Source organism: Bradyrhizobium sp. RDM12 (assembly GCF_051917485.1).
GTDB lineage: Bacteria > Pseudomonadota > Alphaproteobacteria > Rhizobiales > Xanthobacteraceae > Bradyrhizobium.
The window spans coordinates 1,829,376-1,853,250 of the sequence record NZ_CM133064.1; the positions used below are offsets into that span (position 1 = coordinate 1,829,376).

A 23,875-nucleotide genomic window follows, 5' to 3' on the forward strand; every position below is an offset into this window, starting at 1 on the left:
GGACGCATGAGCCAGGTACAGGATGTAACTCTCGGCGCGCTTGATACGGATCATGTGGCGGATGAGCAAGCGCGCAGGGCGCTGTGGGGATCGGCGCTCGGCTATGCCATGGACGGATTCGACCTCCTCATCCTCGGCTTCATGCTGACGGCGATTTCGAAAGACCTTCATCTCACCCAGCCGCAGGCGGCCTCGCTGGTGACGGGAACGCTGGTCGGCGCGGTCGTTGGCGGCTTCGTCTTCGGCATGCTGTCGGACCGGCTTGGCCGCGTGCGGGTTCTGACCTGGAGCATCGTCCTGTTCGCGGTTTTCACCGGCCTGTGCGCGCTGGCCCAGGGCTATTGGGATCTGCTGACCTACCGGGTCGTCGCCGGTATCGGCCTTGGCGGCGAATTCGGCATCGGTATGGCCCTGGTGGCCGAGGCCTGGCCCGCGAGCAAGCGCGCGCGGGCAACGTCCTATGTCGGGCTTGGCTGGCAGTTCGGCGTGCTGACGGCGGCGCTGCTGACGCCGCTGCTGTTGCCGATCATCGGCTGGCGCGGAATGTTTGCACTCGGCGTGTTTCCGGCGGTGGTCGCTTACGTGATCCGGCGCAAGCTGCATGAGCCGGATGTCTTCATCGCGCACAAGGCGAATGCGGCGAATGCCGGCTCGTCACTTCGCGCGCTCGTGGCCGATGCGGAGACGACCCGGATCGGCATCGGAATGATCATTCTCTGCTCGGTGCAGAATTTCGGCTATTACGGCATCATGATCTGGCTGCCGAACTATCTCTCGACGCGGTTCGGCTATGGCCTGACACAATCGGCGCTCTGGACATCAGTCACCATCGCCGGCATGGCGCTCGGCATCTTCCTGTTCGGTCATGCGGCTGATCGGTTCGGCCGCCGTGCGGCGTTTCTGACCTACATGCTGGGCGCGGCCGTGATGGTGGTGGTCTATTCGCAGCTCACGAGTGCTGGCGCGCTGCTGATCGGCGGAGCCGTGATGGGTTTCTTCGTCAACGGCATGCTCGGTGGCTATGGCGCGCTGATGAGCGAGCTTTATCCGACCGCGGCGCGCGCCACTGCGCAGAACGTTTTCTTCAACATCGGTCGGGCCGTTGCCGGCTTCGGTCCGCTGGTTGTCGGCATCGTCAGTGCGGCTTACGGCTTCCCGACCGCAATCGCCGGCCTTGCATTGCTCTACCTCATCGACGTCGTGGCGTTGCTCGCGCTCATCCCGGAGCGGCGCGGCGTCGATCTGGCCTGACGTCGAATGCGTTCACCGCCCGCGAAGCAGGCGGTAGCGCTTGGCAGCACTCTGGCTCCGGCCAGGGCGTCCGGCCGCGATCCCAGTGATATCAAAGCGCTGCCGGCCGCAAGCCCGGCTCATCCATCCAGCGTGAACCCGACGCGCAGCGTCACTTGATAGTGGCGCACGGCGCCGTTCTCGATATGGCCGCGTGTCTGCACCACCTCGAACCATTTCATTTCGCGCACGGTCTTGGAGGCGCGGCTGATCGCGTTCTTGATCGCGTCCTCGATCGAGGCCTCGGACGATCCGACCAGTTCCAGGATCTTGTAGACATGATCCTTCTCGGCTGCAGGCATGGTGGGCCTCCCTCGGTTGCGCTGCGGCGTCAACCGCCGCGGGTCGTCGATCTGAACGGGCGCGGGGCCTCTCCGGTTCCGTCGCACGCGGAGCGAGTGAGTGACACAGACAGAGATCGTCCGCTCCTGTGGCGAGGCCTGAATCTACTCCAGCGTCGCGCTAAGCATGGATGGCGACCTTACGACCAGACGCGCGGCTGCGCTTTGCAGCTCAGATTGCCGAGCGAGCCTTGAGGGACGTAACGAACGGGGATCGCAATTTGCGGTTCGAGAGTGCTTTGTGACGGTCACCGCCAACGATTTCGTCCGCTACGGATCCAGCTCCGTATCCCAGTAGAGATAGTCCAGCCAGCTGTCATGCAGGTAGTTCGGTGGGAACAGGCGGCCGTTGCGGTGGAGCTGGTGCACGGTCGGGGCGAAGGCGTGCTGGCGCGGAAACATCTTGGCCTGCACCGGCGTGAGATTGCCCTTGCGCAGATTACAGGGCGAGCACGCCGCGACCACGTTCTCCCAGGTGGTCTGGCCGCCTTTGCTGCGCGGGATGATGTGATCGAAGGTGAGGTCCTCGGGCGAGCCACAGTATTGGCAGGCGAAGCGATCGCGCAGGAAGACGTTGAACCGGGTGAAGGCGGGATGCGTGCTCGGCTTGACGAAGGATTTGAGCGAGACCACGCTCGGCAGCTGCATTTGCAGCGTAGGACTGTGAACCGCCTGATCGTAATGCGCGACGATGTTGACACGATCGAGGAACACCGCCTTGATCGCGTCCTGCCACGACCACAAAGACAGTGGGTAGTAACTCAGCGGCCGGAAGTCCGCGTTGAGGACCAGCACCGGCCAACTGCCTTGCGAGACATGTGCGTTCAAGTAACGCTCCCGGCCTCCAATATACGCTGCGAAGCAGCATGTACTGACATACTACATGCAGCGTGACGGGATTGTGAAGCCCGTTGAGCGACTTATTCAGGCACAAGCAATGCGGCGGCGGGATGGCAAATGCTCAAAAACGCCGCGATTTAGGGAGGGGCCGTGCCGCCGGAATGGCGGAATGGACTACTCCCGAATCCGCTCCAGCTTCTGCAAGCATCGCGTCGCAAGCACCACGGCCGGCACCTCCTGGTCCGGAAAGCTCGTCTTCCAGTCGGTGACGCCGACTTCGCCGACATAGATATCGCCCTTCGAATCCAGCGCGATGCCGTGTGGCGCCAGAAACTTTCCGCTCGCAACACCGGGACCCTCCACGCCGCCGAGCCGCGCGATGCGCTTTCCGTGGCGTCCACGATGGACAGCCGCGGGCCGAGATTGGGCACCTTGCGGTTCACGGCCATGCCGGGGCCGAGCTCGCCGATGATGAAGGTCGGGCTCTTGCCCCCGCCGCAACAGCACAGCGCACAAGGGCGGTGCAGATTGTTCCACTGCGTCTCGTACTTGCCCTCGCTGTTGAACACCTGCACGCGATGGTTCTCGCGATCGGCGACATAGACCCAGCCGTCCGCATCGGCGGCGATGTTGTGCACGATGTTGAACTGGCCGGGATCGGTGCCCGGCTCGCCCCAGCTTTTGATGAGCTTGCCGTCGGGCGTGTATTTGTGCACGCGGGCATTGCCATAGCCGTCGGAGACGTAGATCTCGCCGTTTGGCGACAGCGCGGTGTGGGTGCAGCGGTGAAACGGCTCGCCGCTCATGAACGGCGCGGGCTGCGCGGGAATGCCGATCGTCAGCAGCACCTTGCCATCGGCGGTGCATTTGCGCACGGTGTGGTCGCCGTCATCCGTGCAGTAGAGATTGTCGTCGGCATCGATGTGCAGGCCGTGGGCACGGGAGAACAGGCCTTCGCCAAAACTGCGCAGGAAATTGCCATCGCTGTCGAGCACCACCATCGGATGGGCGCCGCGGTTGAAGACGTAGACGCGGTCCTTGCTGTCGACCGCGACGGAGGCGACATCGGTCAGCTGCCAGCCGTCGGGCAGTTTTGCGAAATTTTCGACGACGCGGTAGCGGTGTTCGCCGGCGCCGAGAATGGCTGGCATTGGTCTTTCCTTGCCGTCAATCCGGGGCGTGCCTCAGTATCCCTTCCTCGATCGCCTTGATCTGCAGCGCGAGAAATCTCGAGTTGATCCGGCATTGCGCGAGGCTGCCGGCGATGAACCACAGGCCGGGCTGCCCGGTGCGCGCATACATATTGCGCAGCTCGAAACCATCGCCAAAGCCCCAGATCGGGCCGACGCGGTCGGCGATGCCGTCGCCGAACAGCTTTCGCACGAGGTATTCCTGCGGCTTGTAGCCGGTCGAGAGCACGATGAGATCGGCAGCAATGGTCGTGCCGTCCTTCATCCGCGCGCCTTCGGCCGTGAAGCTGTCGATGTCCTCAAACTGCTTCAGCTCGATCGCGCCTTCGACGATCAGGTTGGAGCAACCGACGTTGAAATAATAACCGCCGCCGCGGGTGAGGTACTTGAATTGCCAGCCGGTGCCGGCCTCGCCGAAATCGAGCTTGAAGCCGACGCGGCGCAAGCCGTCGAGCAGCTCCTTGTCGAGCTCCTTCGACTGCTCCGTCAGCATCACATGGGTCTTTCTCGCAAGCGGCGTCGGCATCGAGGTCGCGATCAGGTCGTTGTCCTCGAGCGTGCCCTCATTGTAGGTCGCATACGCCAGCTGCGCCGACGGCTCGATATTGGTGACCAGCGTCGGCGAACGCTGCACCAGCGTCACCTTGGCGCCACTGGAATGAAGGTCCTGCGCGATGTCGTGACCGCTGTTGCCGGTGCCGATGACGATGGCGCGTTTGCCGTGCCAGTTCTCGCCGTCCTCGTAACGGCTGGAATGCATCAGCGTGCCCTTGAAACGATCGAGGGTGGGAATGTCCGGGATGTTCGCGATGCCGCTGACGCCGGTTGCCATGATCACATGACGCGGATGCATGGTGCGCTTGCTGCCGTCGGCGCGGCGCAGCGTCACCGTCCAGTTTCCCCTGGCCTCGTCATAGGCGCCGCCTTCGAATTCCGTGCCGGTCCAGAAGTTCAGCTCCATCGCGTCGACGTAAGCTTCGAACCAGTTCGCGAGCTTGTCCTTGGGGATATAGGTCGGCCAGCTCGGCGGGAACGGCATGTAGGGCAGGTGATTGACCTGCACCTGATTGTGCAGGGTGAGCGCGTGATAGCGCTTGCGCCAATTGTCGCCGACTCGCGTCTCGCGATCGACGATCAGCGTATCGATCTGCAATTGCTTCAGCCGCGCCGCGATCGCGAGCCCGGCCTGGCCACCGCCGACCACCAGGACGGCGGGATCGCGATCGGAATAGTCGCGCGCCGCGTTGCGCAGGTCGAGCCAGTTCGGCCCGCGGAAATCGCGCGAATAGGCCTGGCCGCGCGGCCCCGAGGTGCCGAGCTGTTCCTCAAAGCCCTTGAGCTCGTCGAGCGCAGTGAGCAGCGTCCACCCTCTCAGACGATCGCCGTCGGCGGCATCGGGCACGAGCCGCAAGATGCCGCTGCCTCGGCCCTGCGCAGTCTCGAAATTGAAGATCGCCTCGATATTGTTTGTGCCGGCACGTGTCACGCAGCGCGGCGCTGCGCGGTTCGGGGCGATCCTGAGATCGCTCGGCGCCGCCGTGGGTGCCAGGCCGGTCAATGCTCGAGCGACGTCATCGCGTCCGGCGATGGTTTGTAGAGTCCAGCTTAGCGCCAGCACATCACGCCAGAAGCATTCGGCGACGAAAAGGCGGTCGAGAGCAGCGCGATCGGATCGAGCAAGCGCACGCTCGAATTCGTCCAGCCAGGCTTGCGCGGAGACGGAAATATCCTTCGTCTTATCCAGCATACGCGACCTCGTGCCGTCTTCGCGGGGTTTCCTCTTAGGCCGGACGCTATACTGGTTCAGTCGACGTCGAAAGCGCTTTACCCGAGCCGCGGGAGCATGTGGCTCTGCTCAGGCGGAATGCGCCGCATGTTGTTGGCGGTGAAATCCCGGCTTGTGTCTGTGCCGGCATTTCATCGATCATGCGGGCGTCGCTTGCAACAGCAATATAGCTTTAAACGTTGTTCGGCGGCCTCACGCCGAAAGCACGCCCTCGCGCTTCTTCACTGCACGGTAATAGCTCCACCACAGATGCGCGGCAGCACCACGGAACGGACGCCAGGGCTCGGCGAGCGGCGCCATCTGCTTTTCCGTCGGCCGCGCCTGAAGACCGAGGCCAATCTTGATGCCCTCCTGCACGGCGAGGTCGCCCGCCGGCCAGGCATCGCCATGCCCGAGGCAAAACAGGAGATAGACGTCGGCCGTCCACGGTCCGATGCCGGGCAGCGAGATCAGCGTGTGATGCGCGGCATCCGCATCTTCCTCGGCGAGCACGTCGAGGTTCAGCCGCTCCGCGATGATCTCGCGCGCGAGATGTTTCAGCGTCTTGATCTTGGCAGCCGACAGGCCGAGCCGCCCCAGCCGGTCGGTGCGGGCACGGCGCACGGCCTCATGATCGAACGGATCGAAGGCGGCGGACAGGCGTCCCCAGATCGCCGCGGCGCTCGCGGTCGAGAGCTGTTGCCCGCAGACGATATGGGCAAGGCCGGCAAACCCCGGCTCGCGCCGCCGCAGCGCCGGCATGCCCGCGATATCGAGCACGTCCTTCAGGCGCGGATCGCGCTGGACCAGCGTATGGACGGCTTCTTCGAGATCGGACTGAGTTTCGAGGTGGATAGTCATGATGGCTCGGCAACTCTCTCCGCGTCGTGGCCGGGCTTGACCCGGCCATCTACGTCTTTTTAACCGCGCATTATTGTTAGCATGACTGGCAGGAATCGCATCGGTTCGCGGTCTTGACACGATCGGCAAGTCGCACCGAAGAACGTGGATGGCCGGGACGAGCCAGGCCATGACGAGATCTTTGCATATGGCGCCACCCGTTTTCCGATTTGCCCCCAGCCCGAACGGCCACTTGCATCTCGGCCACGCCTATTCGGCGCTGCTCAATTTCGATCGCGCGCAGCAAACCGGCGGGCGGCTGTTGCTGCGGATCGAGGATATCGACGCGACGCGCTGCCGGCCGGAGTTCGAGAGTGCCATTTATGAGGACCTCGCCTGGCTGGGGATCACCTGGGAGACGCCAGTGCGGCGGCAGTCGGAGCACCTCGCCGATTATCGCGGCGCCGTGGAAAAGCTCGCCGCGCTCGGCCTCGTCTATCCCGCCTTCGAAAGCCGTGCCGAGATCGCCAGGCTCGTGGCTGCGCGCGAGGCCGATGGACCGTGGCCGCGCGATCCCGACGGTGCACCGCTCTATCCCGGTGACGCGAAATCACTGTCGGCCGGCGAGCGGTCGCGTCTGATCGATACCGGCGCGGCTTACGCGTTGCGGCTCGACATGACGGCCGCCTGCCGGCGCGTTGCCGGCCTGACCTGGAATGAGTTGGGTGAGGGCCCCGATGGCGAGCGCGGCACGGTGGCTGTGCGGCCCGAGGCGTGGGGTGACGTCATTCTGGCCCGCAAGGAGACGCCGACCAGCTACCATCTGTCCGTGGTAGTTGACGACGCGCTCCAGGGTGTCAACGAGATCGTGCGTGGCCAGGACCTGTTTCACGCTACCGCGGTCCACCGCCTGCTCCAGGCTCTGCTCGGCCTGCCTGAGCCCGCCTATCGCCACCACGCCCTAATTCGCGACGCCGACGGACGGAAACTGTCGAAATCCGACCGCTCGACGGGGCTGCGGGAATTGCGCGCGGCAGGCATCTCGCCCGCCGGTGTCCGCATGTCCGTGGGATTAGGCTAAGTTTCTCTGGGGGTTAGCCAAACGCCGCCGTGACTCGGGGGTTCCGCCGTGCCATGCTTAGCCGATAGCCCGGGGTTCGAAGTGGCTACTTCGAAGGGGATTTATGGCGGCGAAAACGCGCACTACGCGGGCGTCCAGGCGACCGCCTCGAAGCGGTCCGGGGCGGCCGGCAAGGTGCGCAAGCGCGGCGTCAAGGCGGCCGCACCGGACATGGTCCAGGCGGCGCTGGCCGCCTTTGCCCACGAGGTCCGCACACCCCTGACCGGCATTCTGGCGATCAGCGATCTGCTCTCGACCTCCGATCTCGGTGAACGGGAACGTCGCTGGGCCGACACGATCAAAGCCGGTGCCGAGCATCTGGCGAATCTTGCCACCCTGTTCGTCGACGCGGCTAAAACCGGCAGGGGAGCCCGGAAGGGCGGAAGCTCGTTGCGGCAGGACCTGTTCGACCTGCGGGCGCTCGCGCGCAGCACCGGCGATTCGCTCGCCGGCCGCGCCGCCGCCAAAGGTCTCCAGGCGGAAGTCCAGATCTCCGAAAAGCTTGCGGGTCTCGTGGTTGGAGATCCCGTCCGCCTCCGGGCCGCGCTCGAGAATCTGATCGACAATGCCGTGAAGTTCACCGACCAGGGCGGCGTGGCGATCTCGGCGACGCCCTGGCGGCCCGCCAAGGGCAGCGGAAGGGCAAGACCAAGGACGACGTGAAAGACAAGCGCAAAGTCGGCGTCGCCTTTGCTGTCTCGGACAGCGGCATCGGCTTGACCATGTCCGAGATCAAGCGGCTGTTCCGCCCGTTCACGCAGGCCAACGTCACCATCGCCTCGCGCTTCGGCGGTGCCGGGCTCGGTTTGTCCTCGGTGAAGCAGCTGGCGCGCGCGATGGGCGGCGACATCACGGTCGCGCCCCGGCGCGGCGGTGGTGCCACCTTCACGTTAACCGTCACGCTCGACGCGGCGGGGCCGGTGAAGTCGCGCAAGCTGGACGGCGACGAGGCGGCTTGTCTGGCGGCGCTGCGCGTGCTCAGCGTCGAAGACAATCCATTTGGCCGTGTCGTGCTCAACACGATTCTGACCGAGCTCGGTCATCATGCCGAGTTCATCGGCCGCGGCGAGGATGCAGTGAACCGGCTCGCGCAGGGCGGCTTCGATGCGGTGCTGATGGACATGGTGTTGCCGGGCATCGACGGCGTCGAGGCGATCCGCCGGATCCGCACGATGCAGGCGCCATTGGCTCAGATCCCGATCATAGGCGTGTCCGGCCGCGGCGAGGACGAGGCGGCGTCGCGCGAGGCCGGTGCCAACGCCTTCCTGGTCAAGCCTGTCTCCCCGCGGGCTTTAGCGACTGCGCTGCTTGAAGCGAGACGCCGTGAGGAAGCCGCGACTTGATGATCGCAGCGTTGAGCTCGCCGCCGAAGACGAAGATCGCGGCGATGAAATACAAAAACACCAGTGCGATGATCACCGAGGCGAGCCCCGCATACATCGTGACGTAATTGTTGGCGAAGCGCGCCAGGTACTGGCCGAACACGACGCCCGAGATCAGCGACGCCACGATGGTGAAGACGATGCCGGGCAGGATCTGCAGGAAGCCGCGCCGTCCCGCCGGCAGCCAAGTATGCAGAATGATCAGCGCCACCACCAGCGCGCTGATGGTGATACCGTAGCGCAACCAGGTCAGGATGCTCTCGTTGGATTCGACGAACAGCGGAATGTGGCGCCGCGCGGCCTCGATGAAGAGCGGGCCGAGCACGATCAGGAATGCCATGGCAAGCGCGGTGACGGCCGCGACCAGCGTGTAGACGATCGATTCCAGTCGCAGCCAGTACCAGCGCCGCATCTCCACCACTGCATAGGCGCGGTTCAGCGCGACGCGAAGTGCCTCGACGCCGTTCGAGGCGAAATAGACCGACAGCACCGCGCCGATCGTCAGCACGCCGGTGCGGGTGGTCGTCAGCACGTCGTGGATCTCACCCGAGAGCGCGTCCGCCACTTGCGTCGGCCACACCTGAAGCATCAGACCAGCCGCCTGGTCGGCGAGTTCCTTGGAGCCGAAGAAGCCGGCCAGCGACGTCAGCACGATCAGGAACGGGAACAGCGCCATCAGCGTCGACAGCGCAATGTGGCTCGCGATCGCCCAGCCGTCATCGGCCAGGAACGTGTAAAAAGCGTCCTCCACGACGATATAGATCGTGCGGATGACCTTCACAGCCTGCCCCGCAACTCTCCCGCTTCGCGCAGGCGGGGAAGGGCGAAGATGGCAGGCCACGCTTGCAAATCGGAAATCATCCAGCCAGCTTCTGACATTATTGGCCTAAAAGCCAGATTGGGAACGCCATGGCGGAGCGCCGCGCACGGTGTTATCACCTCGAAATGGCATCTCTCCTGAGTACTTTCATCCTGCCGGTGGCAGCCGGCGCCGTTGCGATTGTGCTGCTGCTCGGTCTCGTCAACATGATGCGCGGCGGCTCGCCCAACACGTCGCAGAAGTTGATGCGCTTGCGCGTACTGCTTCAGTTCGTGGCGATCGTGGTTGCCATGCTCGCCGTCTGGGCTATGGGGCGCTAACATGGTTGTGCTCAACCGCATCTATACCAAGACCGGTGACGACGGCACGACAGCGCTCGGCTCGGGCGAACGCCGCCCGAAATATGATCTGCGCATCGCAGCCTATGGCACTGTCGACGAGACCAACGCCGCGATCGGCGTTGTTCGTCTGTACACAAAGGACGCGCCCGAGCTCGATGCGATGCTCGGCCGGATCCAGAACGATCTATTCGACCTCGGCGCTGACCTCGCGGTGCCCGAGCGGGAAGGCAAAGCGGAACGCTTGCGGGTGGTGGCAAGCCAGGTCGAGCGCCTCGAGCGCGATATCGACGCGCTCAACGATAAGCTCGCAACCCTCACGTCTTTCGTGCTGCCGGGCGGCACGCCGGCCGCCGCCTACCTCCATGTCGCCCGCACGATTTGCCGTAGGGCGGAACGTGTGATGGTGGAACTGGCGGCCCAGCCCGGAGAGCCAGTCGGTGCAGCTGGCATCCAGTATATGAACCGCCTGTCGGACTTCCTGTTCGTGGCCAGTCGCGCGGCTAACCATGATGGCGCCGGCGATGTCCTCTGGATTCCGGGCCAGAACCGCTGACCCATTGAGCATCGCATTTCTGACGTCTAAAATTTGGCCCTGTCGCGCGTTGACCGGGCCGGATCAGGCCTTTAGGTTCCGCGCCAGTTGATAACCCCCTCCCAAATTGAGTGAAAGAGGATCGATGAAGGTCTTGGTGCCGGTAAAGCGGGTGGTCGATTACAACGTCAAGGTCCGCGTCAAGAGCGATGGATCGGGCGTTGAACTCGCCAACGTCAAAATGTCCATGAACCCGTTCGATGAGATCGCGGTCGAGGAAGCGTTGCGCCTGAAGGAAGCCGGCAAGGCCACCGAAGTCGTGGTGGTCTCCATCGGACCGGCGCAGGCGTCGGAGACGATCCGCACTGGGCTCGCCATGGGCGCTGACCGCGGCATCCTGGTGAAGGCGGAGGGCCCCGTCGAGCCGCTCGCCGTCGCCAAGATCCTGAAGAAGGTCGCGGAGGAAGAGCAGCCCGGCCTGATCATTCTCGGCAAGCAGGCGATCGACGACGACAGCAATCAGACCGGCCAGATGCTGGCCGCGCTGCTCGGCTGGTCGCAAGCGACGTTCGCCTCGAAGCTCGAGGTGGAAGGTTCTGACTTCAAGGTCACCCGCGAAGTCGACGGCGGCCTGCAGACCGTGAAGCTGAAGGGACCGGCGATCGTCACCACCGATCTTCGTCTCAACGAGCCGCGCTATGCGTCGCTGCCCAATATCATGAAGGCCAAGAAGAAGCCGATCGCGGACAAGACCGTCGCCGATTACGGCGTCGACATCACCGCGCGCCTCGAAGTTCTGAAGACGGCTGAGCCCGCGGGCCGCAAGGCCGGCGTTAAGGTCAAGGACGTCGCCGAGCTGGTGTCGAAGCTCAAGAACGAAGCCGGGGTGCTGTGATGACGACGTTGCTGATTGCCGAACACGAACACGAGGTCCTCAAGGACTCCACCAACAAGGCGCTGACCGCCGCTTCCCAACTCGGCGGCGACGTCCATGTGCTGATCGCCGGTGGCGGGCAGGACACCAAGGCTGCGGCTGGCGCGGCTTCCAAGCTCACGGGCGTCGCCAAGGTGCTGGTCGCCGAGGGCGAAGTTTATGCGCACGACCTCGCCGAGCCGCTGGCCGCGCTGATCGTCTCGCTGGCGCCCGCCTATGACGCGATCGTCGCGCCCGCGACCTCGCGCTTCAAGAACGTGATGCCGCGCGTCGCAGCTCTGCTCGACGTCATGCAGGTCTCGGAGATCACCAAGGTGGTCGCGCCCGACACCTATGAGCGTCCGATCTATGCTGGCAATGCCATCCAGACGGTAAAGTCGAAGGATGCCAAGAAGGTCATCACGGTCCGCACCTCGACCTTCGCCGCCGCGGCTGTCGGCGGCAGTGCGCCGGTCGAGAGCGTTCAGGCAGCGGCCGATCCGGGCCTGTCGTCCTTTGTCGGCGAGGAAGTCGCCAAGAGCGACCGTCCCGAGCTGACCTCGGCGAAGATCATCGTCTCCGGTGGCCGTGCCATGCAGAGCCGCGAGAACTTCGCCAAATACATCGAGCCGCTCGCCGACAAGCTCGGTGCCGGTGTCGGTGCCTCGCGCGCAGCGGTCGACGCTGGCTATGCGCCGAACGACTGGCAGGTCGGCCAGACCGGCAAGGTCGTGGCCCCCGAGCTCTATGTCGCGGTGGGCATTTCCGGCGCGATCCAGCATCTGGCGGGGATGAAGGACTCCAAGGTGATCGTCGCGATCAACAAGGACGAGGACGCGCCGATCTTCCAGGTCGCCGACTACGGCCTGGTCGCCGACCTCTACCAGGCGGTTCCGGAGCTGACGGCCGAACTCGGCAAGCTCGGCAAGTAAAACGCGTTAAAAACACCGGCCGGAGGCATAAACTCCGGCCGGTGTTGCTTTTTCGAGGCGTTTTCTTTGGCGTGGGGCACGCCTTCGAAGCGATCCAATCTAGGTTTTGAGCCAGGATTCTGATCTAATCGAGCTTCTGATCAATCAGACCTCCCGGCTCAGGGGATAGGCAGGGCGCGATCTGCGCGCCGTTCCGGTGGATGACATTATGGCGGCAGTAATCAAGAAGGTCGGCGTGATCGGCGCGGGTCAGATGGGCAATGGCATCGCCCATGTCGCGGCCTTGGCCGGCTTCGACGTGGTGCTCAACGACATCTCGGCCGACCGCCTCAAGTCAGGCATGGCGACCATCAACGGCAATCTGGCGCGCCAGGTCTCCAAGAAGGGCGTGACCGAGGACGACAAGGCCAAGGCGATGGCGCGCATCAAGCTCGCCGAGAAGCTCGACGACCTCGCCGACTGCGATCTCGTGATCGAGACCGCGGTCGAGAAGGAAGAGGTCAAGCGCAAGATCTTCCACGACCTCTGCGCGGTGTTGAAGCCGGAGGCGATCGTCGCCTCCGATACGTCCTCGATCTCGATCACGCGGCTCGCCGCAGCCACCGACCGGCCCGAGCGCTTCATCGGCATTCACTTCATGAATCCGGTGCCGCTGATGGAACTGGTGGAGCTGATCCGCGGCATCGCGACCGACGACTCCACCTTCGAGGCGTCCAAGGAATTCGTCGCCAAGCTCGGCAAGCAGGTTGCGGTCTCCGAGGACTTTCCGGCCTTTATCGTCAACCGCATCCTGCTGCCGATGATCAACGAGGCGATCTACACGCTGTACGAAGGTGTCGGCAACGTCGAGGCGATCGACGCGGCGATGAAGCTCGGCGCCCACCATCCGATGGGCCCGCTCGAGCTCGCCGATTTCATCGGTCTCGATACCTGCCTGTCGATCATGCAGGTGCTGCATGAGGGCCTGGCCGACTCCAAGTACCGCCCGTGCCCGCTGCTCGTGAAATACGTCGAGGCCGGCTGGCTCGGCCGCAAGACCCAGCGCGGCTTCTACGACTACCGCGGCGCCAAGCCGGTTCCGACGCGCTGATCCTTCTTGTGACAATTCATGTCGCGTTAACCGATCGCCCCTAGGCTGCCTCCGGTACAAGGGTTTGCGTAATGGACACGATGGCAATGGTCAGCACCATGCTGGCCTCTCAGCAGGGCGCGCTGCAGTCGAATATCTCGGCGACGCTGATGAAGCAGAACGCGGATGCGGAGAAATCCGCCGTCCTGACGCTGCTGGGCGCCGGTCAGCCCTCGCTCGCCAATGTCGGCGCAGGCGTCGGCAGCAACCTCAATATCACCGCTTAAAGCGACGCGGCAGCTGGCCCCAGCGCGGCCCGGATCAGCTTAAGCGCGTCGTCGCTCGCCCATTCGGCCGGTCCCGCGATCGTCGCGATCTCGCAGCCCTGCGGGTCGACCAGCACCGAGGTCGGCATGCCCAGGGCACGGCCTATCGATTTAAGGTCTTGGAAAACCTTGGCTTTTTGATCGGTGAAATAGCCGAGACGGGTCAGGTTGGCGTCTTTCAGGAAGTTCTTCGGCTTCTCGGGGTCGCGCGTGTCGATATTAATCGCGACCACCTCGAAATTAGGACCCGAAAGCTTGGCCTGGAGCTGGTCCAGCGCCGGCATCTCTTTTCGACACGGCACGCACCAGGTCGCCCAGAGGTTGACCAGCAGCGTCTTGCCGCGGAAATCCGACAGCTTCTTTGGCTTGCCGTCGGTATCCTCGAAGGCCAGGTCCGGCAGCTTCAGGGGCGCGCTCGCCATGGTCAGTGCCGCTACCTCGCCATGGGCGAGCGGAGCGATCTTTTGGGCCGTGGCCACCGCAGCCCGGCAGGCCGGATCGCCTGATGGGGCCCGGCTCAAGCCCAGCCAGTACAGCGCGGCGAAGCCGACCAGCCCGCCGACCACCACGGTGGCGATGACGATGGGGATCCGGCGCGTGGCCGAGGGCTTCTGGTCGAGCATATCGTTTGTCATCCGGTCGCAGATATGGCTATCAGGGGCCTCTTAATACGGCTGGCCTCCGCCAGCAAACGTGCGGCAAAGCAAGGCGTGAGCAGGGGATCATGAGCAACAAGATGTGGGGCGGCCGGTTCTCGGAACGTCCCGATGAGATCATGGAAGAGATCAACGTCTCCATCGACGTCGATCGCCACCTCTTTGCCCAGGACATTGCCGCGTCGAAGGCCCACGCCGCGATGCTTGCCAGCCAGGGCATCATCACGGCCTCTGATGCGAAAAATATCGGCAAGGGTCTAGACACGATTTTGTCAGAGATCGGCAAGGGCGCCTTCACGTTCAAGCGCGCGCTCGAGGACATTCACATGAATGTCGAGAGCCGGCTGTCCGAGTTGATCGGTCCTGCCGCCGGCCGCCTGCACACCGCGCGCTCGCGCAACGACCAGGTCGCGACCGACTTCCGGCTCTATGTCCGCGACGTGCTCGATGAGACCGACGCCGCGCTTGCCGCGTTCCAGGCGGCGCTGGTCAATCGCGCGCTCGAACATGCCGCGACCGTGATGCCCGGCTTCACGCATCTCCAGACCGCGCAGCCCGTCACCTTCGGCCATCATCTGCTCGCCTATGTCGAGATGGCCGCGCGTGACCGCGGCCGCTTCCAGGACGCGCGCAAGCGGCTCAATGAATCCCCGCTCGGCGCCGCCGCGCTGGCCGGCACCTCGTTCCCGATCGACCGGCACGCCACCGCGAAGGCGTTGGGCTTCGATCGTCCGATGGCGAACTCGCTCGATGCAGTCTCTGACCGCGACTTCGTGCTGGAAACCTTGTCGGCGGCCTCGATCTGCGCCGTGCACATGTCGCGCTTCGCCGAGGAGATCGTGATCTGGACCTCGCCGCTGGTCGGCATGATCCGGCTCAGCGACAAGTTCACCACCGGTTCCTCGATCATGCCGCAGAAGCGGAATCCTGATGCCGCCGAGCTGGTGCGCGCCAAGACCGGCCGCGTCATCGGTGCGCTCAATGGCCTCCTGATCGTGATGAAGGGCCTGCCGCTCGCCTATCAAAAGGACATGCAGGAGGACAAGCAGGGCGCGATGGAGGGCTTTGCCGCGCTGTCGCTGGCGATCCGCGCCATGACCGGCATGGTCCGCGATCTCGTGCCTGACGAAGCCAGGATGAAGGCGGCTGCGGGCGAGGGCTATGCCACCGCGACCGATCTCGCCGACTGGCTGGTACGAACGCTGAAGATGCCGTTCCGCGAGGCCCATCACGTCACCGGGCGCATCGTGGCCAAGGCCGCCGAGGGCGGCATGGCGCTGCACGAGCTGCCGCTGAGCGAGATGCGGGCGGTCGAGCCCAAGATTACCAAGGACGTGTTCGGCGTGCTCTCGGTCGGATCGTCGGTGAAGAGCCGTACCAGCTTCGGCGGCACCGCGCCAAAGAACGTGGCATCGCAGGCCAAGGCTTGGGCGAAGCGGCTGGAAAAAGAGCGAAAATCGGGCTGAAGGCAAAATTTCGCTTATGTTTCATGGTCATCCGGGTCTCGCCAGAGCGCGCCAATCTCTGTATGGTGCGCCCCGCGTAGTGGGGATTTCGTCGTGACGTCAAAGTTTCGCCCGGCCGGCTCGGGGTGGGCCATCATTGTCTTGAGTCTGAGCGCGCTTGCGCTCGCTGGCTGCGGCCGCAAGGGCCCGCTCGACTTGCCGCCGACCGCCTCCAACGCGTCCACGGCCAACATCGCCGCGCCGACCGATACCGAGACCGAAGCCCAGAAAACGCCGAGCGTGTTCAATCCGACCTATGGCGCGGATGCCCCACCGGCGGCGAACAAGGGCAAGAAGAAACCGTTTATCCTAGACCCGCTCCTGGACGAAAATCCCGGCCGATAGGCTGGGGCAACCGAGCCAACGCCATGAACCATTTCGACTACCGCAACGGCGTGCTGCACGCCGAGGCGGTGAGCCTGTCCGAGCTGGCCGCGACCGTCGGCACGCCGTTCTATTGCTATTCGACCGCGACGCTTGAGCGGCACTATCGCGTCTTCGCCGATGCCTTTGCCGGCGAGAAGGTGCTGATCTGTTACGCCATGAAGGCGAACTCCAACCAGTCGGTGCTGCGCACGCTGGCGAAGCTTGGTGCCGGCGCCGACGTCGTCTCCGGCGGCGAGCTGAAGCGCGCGCTGGCCGCCGGTATCCCCGCCAGCAAGATCCTGTTCTCCGGCGTCGGCAAGACCGAGGCCGAGCTGCGCGCCGCGCTCGCCGCCGACATTCTCTGTCTCAACGTCGAATCCGAGCCCGAACTCGAATTGCTCTCGCGCCTTGCGACCGAGACGGGCAAGACCGCGCGGATCTCCATCCGCGTCAATCCGGATGTCGATGCCGGTACGCACGCAAAAATTTCCACCGGCAAGTCCGAGAACAAGTTCGGCATCCCGCTCGCGCATGCCCGCGAGGTCTACGCGCGGGCCGCGAAGCTGCCGGGTATCGAAGTGACCGGCACCGACGTGCATATCGGCAGCCAGATCACCGATCTCTCCAAGATGGAGACCGCGTTCCGCATCCTGTCCGAATTCGTGCAGACGCTGCGTTCCGACGGCCACAATATCAGCCACGTCGATTTCGGCGGTGGGCTCGGCATTCCCTACTACATGGACCGCGAGGCGCCGCCGGCGCCGGATGCCTATGCCGCGATGGTCAAGCGCGTCAGCCACAATCTCGGCTGCACGCTGATGTTCGAGCCGGGCCGCATGATCGTCGGCAATGCCGGCATCCTCGTCGCCAAGGTGATCTATGTGAAGCACGGCGACGGCAAGAACTTCGTCATCATCGATGCCGCGATGAATGACCTCATCCGGCCGACGCTGTACGAGGCGCATCACGATATCCTGCCGGTGACCCAGCCGGCAAAGGGTGCGGCGACCATCATGGCCGATGTCGTCGGCCCCGTCTGCGAGACCGGCGACTACCTCGCTCTCGACCGTACGCTGCCGACGCCGAAGCCGGGCGATCTCATCGCCATCATGACCGCGGGCGCGTACGGCGCCGTGCAGGCCGGCACCTACAACACGCGGCCGCTGGTGCCGGAAGTGCTGGTGAAGGCCGATCAATACGCGGTCGTGCGTCCGCGCATCGAGATCGAGCAGCTGATCGCGATGGATACGCCGGCGCCCTGGCTGTAAGGACGCCGGCGAGCGTGCGCTCGCCGACGCTACGTGTTTGTCACGGCCCGTATTTCGGAGCCGGCTTCTGGTTGAAATCGTTCTCGTCGGTGAAGCAGCTGAAATTCACTGCGTTGTTGGTGTCGCCGCTGCCGTTGTATCTCGCGACCTTGGGGAAGACGCAGAGCGGCCGGGTCATCTGAACCGCGGGCGGCGTGTCGGCCACGAACTTCGTGGCGACGATCGTCTCCGGCGCGACGCCGGCCTCGACCCATTTGACCAGCGGTGTGAGCGCATCGAACGTGTTGGGACCGGGGCCGCCGGAGCAGTGATACATCCCGGGCACCATGAACAGACGCGCGTAGCTCTGGGTCCGTCGCAGTGCCGGATTTCCGTTGCTATGATCGAAGAAGGCCACCGGTTGCGCCCCTTGCTGGAATCCCGGACCTTCATTCCCCACCAGGGCCAGGAAATAGTTGATACTGCTCTGGGACGGAATCAGCGGGTCGGCCCAGCCGTGGTACATCAGCAGCTTGCCGCCGTGTCCCCTGAATTCGCCGAGATCGGTGCTGGTGGCGTTGAGCACCGCGGCGAGTTGGTCGTCGACCTTGTCGATGTCGCGGTGGAAATCGAAATTGGCAAAATTGGTCGGGCTTGCCGGATAGCCGAAGCTCGGGCCGAACACCCAGTAGAACAAGCCGTCGAAGGCCGGCTCGGGCAGGCGTTCCTGAAATGCCAGGCCGAGGGCGAGGATGTCGTCGGTCTCGTTGCCGCGCTCGGAGCCCGGATTGACGAGCTGTCCGTTCACCGGGTCGATCGCGCCGGCGTAATAGCGCTGCATGGTTGTAACCTGGTCGGAGGTCAGGCAGGCCGGCGGCGCGTTGCCGCCGGTGCAGAGCAGGACCTTCGGATCGAAATGACAGTCGCGCGGATCGGTCAGGAACTGATCGGACTTGGCGCCGCCGTCCTGGCCGACGCATTGCTTGAGCACGGCCTGGTTGATCAGCGTCATCTGGCCGGGCTGAATGAACCGGCCGGGGCTCGCATGCGTGTTCTGCCAGCTATAGAGTCCCGCTATGTGCAAATGGGTGCGGTTGAAGGCGGCGGCACCGGCGAGAATGCCATCATAATCGTTGGGGAAGCGCTGCGCCTCCATCAAAGCGTTCTGGCCGCCGGTGGAGCAACCGGCGAAATAGGCCCGTTGCGATCGGTGGCCGTAAAACGCGCTGACGATCTCCTTGCCCCGCTCGGTCATCAGATGGATCGCGCGGTAGCCGAAATCCTTGATCCGCTCGGGATGCCCGAACAGTCCGGTCGACGGCTCCGTCGGTTCGCCGAACTCGATCGCGAGCGGATTGCCCATGTTGCCGGCCGAGCCGCAGAACAGCGGATTGCATCCCGATGATCCGGTGCCGAGGTCGCTGTTGGTCGCGGCAAAGCCGCCCTGGATGCCAATGGCGAGCTCGTTGTAGGTGATCGTGCCCTGGAAGCCGCCGCCGCCGGTGCCGAGGAACCGGCCATTCCACGTGGTCTCGGGCAGCCAGACCTCGATCTTGATGCTGGAATCCGAACTCGGGATTACGGTTGCGGTGACGCGGCAGAAGGCGGGAAGGCCGGTGATCGGGCTCGACCCAGGCGGGACGAAGGTGCCGGTCGTGTTGTCGTCCGCCGAATTGATCACCGTATGCTGCAGTTGCAAGGATCGAAGATTGGTGCACGCCGTCGCCATGGCGGGCGAAGTACCGAGTGCGACACAGGCAAACAGGGCCGTGGTCGCACCGACAAGTAAGTGTCGATGACGTTTCATTCCGTCCTCCCTGATTTTTTTGCAGTCGTGTAGGGCGGACAGGATAGCCCATAGCGGATGCAACTCAAGGATGAAACGTCTGGTCGCGAAACAGCTCGCGGCTTCGCGCCTCGGTTGTGAGGATCAGGGCGCGACGCGTCTCGACAACTCGGGCTGCGCGGCTACTTCCCCGCCAGTCCGCCGGTCTTGCCGCCGACCACCACACCTGCCTTCTTCTCGATCGGCTTGATTGCCGCGGTGAAATCGGACTCGGCGCCTTCGGCGCTGATCACCGTTTCCCACAGCCGTCCGACGGCGTCCGCGACCTCCATCGACAGGCCGAGCTGCTTCATCTCCTCCAGCGCGAGCCGCACGTCCTTCACCATGAGCCCGGTGGCAAAGCCGAAATCGAAGGTCCGCGGCAGCACCGAGCGCGGAAACTTATCGCGGCTCGCCGTGTTCATGCCTGAGCCTGAATTGATGACGTCGATCATCACGGCGGGATCTAGCCCGGCCTTGACCCCCATCACCACGGCTTCCGACGTCGCCACGATCGCGGTGGCGGAGAGGAAATTGTTGGCGAGCTTCATGGTCTGTGCAGCACCGGGCTTCTCGCCGATGAAGAACACCTTTCCGATCACGTCGAGCGCGGGCTTCAACAGCGCGAACTCCGCTTTCGGCCCCGACACCATCACCGCCAGCGTGCCCTTCTCGGCGCCGCCGACGCCGCCGGACACGGGGCAGTCGATCTGCACGATGTCGCGCTTGGCCAGCAGGCCGTGATCTTCGCAGCCATCGTCGAGCCGACGGTCGAGAGATCGATGAAGCGCTTGGCGCGTTTGCCCTCGATCACGCCGTTCGCGCCCGTTGCGACCTCCAGCGAAGCCTGCAGCGACGGCAGGCTTGCCATCACAGTCTCGACCCGGTCGGCAACATCCTTCGGCGACGTCGCGCCGGTGGCGCCACGCGCGACCAGCTTGTCGACGACCTCCTTGCGGGTGTCGAACACGACGAGCCTGTGGCCGGCCTCAACCAGCCGTCGCGCCATCGGAAAACCCATGTTTCCGAGGCCGATGAATCCGATGTCCATGGTGTTTCCTTGTGCTTGTTATTCGTTGTTGTGGTGAAGATGCGCGTTTCATCCTCGCTGTCGTCCCGGACAAGCGCGCCCAAAGCGCGCTGATCCGGGGTCCATAACCCCGGAGAGAAGTCCTGGCGCGGAGGGTAACTCCGAATCCCATATCCACACCCGCCCGTGGCTATGGTCCCGGATCTGCGCTCCGCTATGGGACAGCGCTACGCGCTGCCCGACGCTCCGCTTGTCCGGGACGACTGCGGAGGTTGGCTTGCTGCTCACGCCTTCCCGTCGATCTCCGCAAACACCTCGCGCGCGATGCGGAAGCTGTCGACGGCGGCCGGCATGCCGCCATAGATCGCGACCTGCATCAGGATCTCGCGGATCTCGTCGCGGCTGACGCCGTTGGTGAGCGCGCCCTTCAGATGCGCGCGGAACTCGTGCTGGCGGTTGAGGATAGCGATCATCGCGATGTTGAGCATGCTGCGGGTCTTGCGCGGCAGCTCCTCGCGCCCCCACACCGTGCCCCAGCAATATTCGTTGAGCATCTCCTGGAACGGACGGTTGAAGCCGTCGACGTTCTTCAGCGCGTTGTCGACATAGGCCTCGCCCAGCACCGCTTTGCGAACTTCCAGGCCCTTGTCGTGCATCTTCTTGTCCATGACGTTTCCTTGTTTTCGTTGGATGGCGCCGCGGAAACTACGGGGTTGAGCCGGAGCAGTCACGTCCTCGTGTTATGCGGGAAAAGGGGGATGTCCCGTACAGGAACGGATGCCTCAGTACTGCCGTTGTGGTACGCTTTGCTCGCCCGGGTAACCTGGAGAGTTGATTGACCGGCGTCACCCCCGACCCGTCAGACCCGATCCGCGATGGCGACGCTCTGTCGCGGTTGAAGCTGGCGCAGGCCCTCGAGCGATCCACTTATGCCATCGCGTGGGAGCGTGCCTGGCCCAGGCTGGCCCGTGTTCTCACCGTCGCCGGCCTGTTCCTGGTCGTGTCCTGGGCCGGACTCTGGCTGGCACTGCCCCTGGTCGCCCGTGCCATCGGTCTTGTCATTTTCGCTGGCCTTGCGGCTGCCGCCCTGTTCCCCCTGATTCGGTTTCGCTGGCCGAGCCGCGAGGAGGCGCTCGCCCGGCTCGACCGCGGTTCGGGCATCCGTCATCGCCCGGCCACGACGCTCACGGACACGCTGACCTCGCAGGATCCTGTCGCGCAGGCACTCTGGCAGGTGCAGCGCGAGCGCACGCTGGCCTCGCTCAAGCGCATCCGCGCCGGTTTGCCGCACCCGCGCCTCGCCATCCACGACCCCTGGGCGCTGCGTGCGCTGGTCATGGTGATGCTGGTCGCGACCTTCTTCGCCGCTGGCGACGAGCGCGGATTGCGGCTGGGCGCCGCCTTCGACTGGAACGGCATGCTGACGCCGACCAATGTCCGCGTCGACGCCTGGGTCACGCCGCCGCTCTACACCGGAAAGCCGCCGGTGATCCTGTCCGCCGCCAACAAGGAAGCCGCAGCGCTTCCGGCCTCCGGCCCGCTCGGTGTTCCCGCCGGCTCGACCCTGATCGTGCGCTCCTCCGGCGGCAGCCTGGATGTCGTAGTGTCCGGCGGCCTCAAGGAGGTCGCGCCGACTGAGGCCACGCCCAAGGGCACCAACGAGAAGCATTTCACCATCACCGCCGACGGCACTGCGCATGTCCGCGCCCCCTCGGGCCAGCCGCAATGGGCTTTTGCGGCGACGCCGGACCGGCCGCCGACGATCGCGCTAGCCAAGGATCCGGAGCGCCAGGCGCGCGGCGCGCTCCAGCTGGTCTACAAGATCGAGGACGATTACGGCGTCACCGGCGCCGAGGCGCATGTCGCTCCGCGTTCCGCCGATGCGGGCAAGGACGGCGGCGGCAAGACCGACAGCAAGACCGATAACAAGGCCGCGGCGCGGCCGCTGTTCCAGCCGCCGCAATTTCCACTGGTGCTGCCGAATGCGCGCACTCGCAACGGCGTCGGCCAGACGGTGAAGGATCTCAGCGAGGACCCCTACGCCGGTGCCGATGTCACGCTGACGCTCACTGCCAAGGACGAGGCCGGCAACGAGGCGAAGAGCGAGCCGTTCAACATGCGCCTGCCCGAGCGGCTGTTCACCAAGCCACTCGCACGCGCGCTGATCGAACAGCGCCGTATCCTTGCGCTCGACGGCAACAGGAATTCCGACGTCTACGCCGCGCTCGACGCGCTGATGATCGCGCCCGAGCTGTTCACCCAGGAGACCGGGCAATATCTCGGCCTCCACAGTGTCGCGCGCCAGCTCGAGGCCGCGCGCACCGATGATTCATTGCGCGAGGTGGTGGCGAGCCTGTGGGCGCTCGCGGTGACCATCGAGGACGGCAACATCTCCGACGTCGAGAAGGCGTTGCGCGCGGCGCAGGACGCGTTGAAGCAGGCGCTGGAGCGCGGCGCCAGCGACGAGGAGATCAAGAAGCTCACGCAGGATCTCAGGGCGGCGCTCGACAATTTCATGCGCCAGCTCGCCGAGCAGTTCCGCAACAACAAGGATGCCCAGCAGCTCGCGCGTCCTCTCGATCCCAACACGAAAATCCTGCGCCAGCAGGACCTCCAGAACATGATCGACCGCATGGAGCGCCTGTCGCGCTCCGGCGACAAGGACGCGGCCAAGCAGTTGCTCGATCAGCTCCAGCAGATGCTGGAGGGCCTTCAAATGGCGCAGCCGGGACAGTCCGGCGAGAGCGACATGGAGCAGGCGCTCAACGAGCTCGGCGATATGATCCGCAAGCAGCAGCAATTGCGCGACAAAACCTACAAGCAGGGCCAGGACTCCCGGCGCGATCGCATGCGCGGCAAGCAGCAGCAGGGCGACCAGTCGATGTCGGACCTGCAGCAGGACCAGCAGGCGCTGCGCGACCGCTTGAAGAAGCTCCAGGACGAAATGGCCAAGCGCGGCCTCTCGCAGAAGGGCCAGAAAGGGCAGCCGGGACAGAAGGGCCAGCAAGGTCAGCAAGGCGACCAGGGCCAGCCCGGCCAGGATGGCGATCAGGATGCCGACCAGGGCGATGATGACGGCGGACTCGATTCCGCCGACAACGCCATGGGCGATGCGGGCTCGAAACTCGGCGACGGCAATGCCGACGGCGCGGTGGATTCCCAGGGCAAGGCACTGGATGCGATGCGCAAGGGTGCGCAGAAGATGGCCGAGGCGATGCAGCAGGGCGACGGCGACGGCCAGGGCGACGGTCCCGGCAATCGCGCCGGCCGCCAGCAGAGCGGTGGCAACCAGACCGACCCGCTCGGTCGTCCGCTGCATGGCCGCGAGTTCGGCGACGATTACACGGTCAAGATCCCCGGCGAGATCGACGTGCAGCGCGTCCGTCGCATCCTCGAAGAACTCCGCCGCCGCCTCGGCGACCCCTCGCGCCCGCAGATCGAGCTCGACTATATCGAGCGGCTGCTGAAGGATTTTTGAGGGATATCACCGCAAACTCACTGTCATCGCCCGACTTGATCGGGCGATCCAGCATTCCAGAGGCTGG

20 protein-coding genes and 3 pseudogenes are annotated in these 23,875 nt (G+C 64.6%); 13 read left to right on the forward strand and 10 right to left on the reverse strand.

All coding sequences use genetic code 11. From position 1 onward, the window contains the following. Window positions 1-6: 6 nt before the first annotated feature. Window positions 7-1,251: an MFS transporter gene (locus ACTGJ9_RS08720; protein ID WP_456676729.1), complete on the forward strand. Its 1,245-nt coding sequence runs from the start codon at window positions 7-9 to the stop codon at window positions 1,249-1,251. A gap of 119 nt (window positions 1,252-1,370) precedes the next feature. On the opposite strand, the gene ACTGJ9_RS08725 is transcribed toward ACTGJ9_RS08720, so the two are convergent. The 5 genes and pseudogenes from ACTGJ9_RS08725 to ACTGJ9_RS08745 form a co-directional block, all read right to left on the reverse strand. Further along, the gene (locus ACTGJ9_RS08725; RefSeq protein WP_456676730.1) at window positions 1,371-1,592 is read right to left on the reverse strand and encodes a dodecin; all 222 of its coding nucleotides are present in this window, start codon (window positions 1,590-1,592) and stop codon (window positions 1,371-1,373) included. Window positions 1,593-1,901: 309 nt separating this feature from the next. After that, complete coding sequence (locus ACTGJ9_RS08730; protein WP_456676731.1) at window positions 1,902-2,459, reverse strand: HNH endonuclease; 558 nt, start codon at window positions 2,457-2,459, stop codon at window positions 1,902-1,904. Window positions 2,460-2,645: 186 nt separating this feature from the next. Further along, window positions 2,646-3,622, reverse strand: a pseudogene (locus ACTGJ9_RS08735) (peptidyl-alpha-hydroxyglycine alpha-amidating lyase family protein). A 16-nt stretch (window positions 3,623-3,638) separates the two neighbouring features. After that, window positions 3,639-5,408 carry a flavin-containing monooxygenase gene (locus tag ACTGJ9_RS08740; RefSeq protein WP_456676732.1) on the reverse strand — a complete coding sequence of 590 codons (1,770 nt, stop codon included), beginning with the start codon at window positions 5,406-5,408 and terminating at the stop codon, window positions 3,639-3,641. 231 nt (window positions 5,409-5,639) lie between these two features. Then, window positions 5,640-6,287 (reverse strand): DNA-3-methyladenine glycosylase family protein, encoded by a 648-nt coding sequence (locus tag ACTGJ9_RS08745; RefSeq protein WP_456676733.1) that lies wholly within the window; start codon window positions 6,285-6,287, stop codon window positions 5,640-5,642. 187 nt (window positions 6,288-6,474) lie between these two features. On the opposite strand from ACTGJ9_RS08745, the gene gluQRS reads away from it, so the two are divergent. Both gluQRS and ACTGJ9_RS08755 read left to right on the forward strand, forming a co-directional pair. Continuing rightward, window positions 6,475-7,347 (forward strand): tRNA glutamyl-Q(34) synthetase GluQRS, encoded by an 873-nt coding sequence (gene gluQRS / locus ACTGJ9_RS08750; RefSeq protein WP_456678474.1) that lies wholly within the window; start codon window positions 6,475-6,477, stop codon window positions 7,345-7,347. A 103-nt stretch (window positions 7,348-7,450) separates the two neighbouring features. Then, window positions 7,451-8,729 (forward strand): annotated as a pseudogene (locus ACTGJ9_RS08755) (ATP-binding protein). On the opposite strand, the gene ACTGJ9_RS08760 reads toward ACTGJ9_RS08755, so the two are convergent. Continuing rightward, complete coding sequence (locus ACTGJ9_RS08760) at window positions 8,656-9,549, reverse strand: YihY/virulence factor BrkB family protein (protein WP_456676734.1); 894 nt, start codon at window positions 9,547-9,549, stop codon at window positions 8,656-8,658. The pseudogene ACTGJ9_RS08755 and the gene ACTGJ9_RS08760 overlap by 74 nt on opposite strands. Window positions 9,550-9,713: 164 nt before the next feature. Here ACTGJ9_RS08760 and ACTGJ9_RS08765 point away from each other — a divergent pair, with 164 nt between their 5' ends. From ACTGJ9_RS08765 to ACTGJ9_RS08790, 6 genes are all read left to right on the forward strand, one after another. Further along, window positions 9,714-9,908, forward strand: a complete 195-nt coding sequence (locus tag ACTGJ9_RS08765; RefSeq protein WP_148751678.1) for a twin transmembrane helix small protein — start codon at window positions 9,714-9,716, stop codon at window positions 9,906-9,908. 1 nt (window position 9,909) lies between these two features. Beyond that, a complete protein-coding gene (locus tag ACTGJ9_RS08770) occupies window positions 9,910-10,482 on the forward strand; it encodes a cob(I)yrinic acid a,c-diamide adenosyltransferase (RefSeq protein ID WP_456676735.1) in 573 nt (190 codons plus the stop codon). 124 nt (window positions 10,483-10,606) lie between these two features. Further along, window positions 10,607-11,356, forward strand: coding sequence for an electron transfer flavoprotein subunit beta/FixA family protein (locus ACTGJ9_RS08775; protein ID WP_377786608.1), 750 nt, complete (start codon window positions 10,607-10,609; stop codon window positions 11,354-11,356). Next, window positions 11,356-12,306 carry an electron transfer flavoprotein subunit alpha/FixB family protein gene (locus ACTGJ9_RS08780; RefSeq protein WP_456676736.1) on the forward strand — a complete coding sequence of 317 codons (951 nt, stop codon included), beginning with the start codon at window positions 11,356-11,358 and terminating at the stop codon, window positions 12,304-12,306. The genes ACTGJ9_RS08775 and ACTGJ9_RS08780 overlap by 1 nt, the downstream gene beginning before the upstream one ends. Before the next feature lie 208 nt (window positions 12,307-12,514). Then, window positions 12,515-13,396, forward strand: coding sequence for a 3-hydroxybutyryl-CoA dehydrogenase (locus ACTGJ9_RS08785; RefSeq protein ID WP_456676737.1), 882 nt, complete (start codon window positions 12,515-12,517; stop codon window positions 13,394-13,396). Between the two features lie 71 nt (window positions 13,397-13,467). Continuing rightward, a complete protein-coding gene (locus tag ACTGJ9_RS08790) occupies window positions 13,468-13,662 on the forward strand; it encodes a hypothetical protein (protein WP_456676738.1) in 195 nt (64 codons plus the stop codon). Here ACTGJ9_RS08790 and tlpA read toward each other — a convergent pair. Beyond that, window positions 13,659-14,324, reverse strand: a complete 666-nt coding sequence (gene tlpA, locus ACTGJ9_RS08795) for a thiol:disulfide interchange protein TlpA (protein WP_456676739.1) — start codon at window positions 14,322-14,324, stop codon at window positions 13,659-13,661. The two genes, ACTGJ9_RS08790 and tlpA, sit on opposite strands and share 4 nt — an antisense overlap. A gap of 101 nt (window positions 14,325-14,425) precedes the next feature. Between tlpA and argH the strand changes: the two genes are divergently transcribed. The 3 genes from argH to lysA all read left to right on the forward strand — a co-directional run bounded on the left by argH (window position 14,426) and on the right by lysA (window position 17,496). Further along, window positions 14,426-15,823, forward strand: coding sequence for an argininosuccinate lyase (gene argH / locus ACTGJ9_RS08800; protein ID WP_456676740.1), 1,398 nt, complete (start codon window positions 14,426-14,428; stop codon window positions 15,821-15,823). A 93-nt stretch (window positions 15,824-15,916) separates the two neighbouring features. Continuing rightward, entirely contained in the window at window positions 15,917-16,207 is a 291-nt protein-coding gene (lptM, locus tag ACTGJ9_RS08805; RefSeq protein WP_456676741.1) for an LPS translocon maturation chaperone LptM, read from the forward strand. 23 nt (window positions 16,208-16,230) lie between these two features. Next, window positions 16,231-17,496 (forward strand): diaminopimelate decarboxylase, encoded by a 1,266-nt coding sequence (lysA, locus tag ACTGJ9_RS08810; RefSeq protein ID WP_456676742.1) that lies wholly within the window; start codon window positions 16,231-16,233, stop codon window positions 17,494-17,496. A gap of 40 nt (window positions 17,497-17,536) precedes the next feature. Here the strand turns inward: lysA and ACTGJ9_RS08815 are convergent, their stop codons facing one another. The 3 genes and pseudogenes from ACTGJ9_RS08815 to ACTGJ9_RS08825 form a co-directional block, all read right to left on the reverse strand. Further along, window positions 17,537-19,282: a tannase/feruloyl esterase family alpha/beta hydrolase gene (locus ACTGJ9_RS08815; protein WP_456676743.1), complete on the reverse strand. Its 1,746-nt coding sequence runs from the start codon at window positions 19,280-19,282 to the stop codon at window positions 17,537-17,539. A 161-nt stretch (window positions 19,283-19,443) separates the two neighbouring features. Further along, a pseudogene (locus ACTGJ9_RS08820) lies at window positions 19,444-20,351 on the reverse strand (NAD(P)-dependent oxidoreductase). Between the two features lie 263 nt (window positions 20,352-20,614). Beyond that, entirely contained in the window at window positions 20,615-20,998 is a 384-nt protein-coding gene (locus tag ACTGJ9_RS08825; protein ID WP_456676744.1) for a carboxymuconolactone decarboxylase family protein, read from the reverse strand. A 167-nt stretch (window positions 20,999-21,165) separates the two neighbouring features. Between ACTGJ9_RS08825 and ACTGJ9_RS08830 the strand changes: the two genes are divergently transcribed. Further along, window positions 21,166-23,808, forward strand: a complete 2,643-nt coding sequence (locus tag ACTGJ9_RS08830) for a TIGR02302 family protein (protein ID WP_456676745.1) — start codon at window positions 21,166-21,168, stop codon at window positions 23,806-23,808. The last annotated feature ends 67 nt before the right edge of the window (window positions 23,809-23,875 follow it).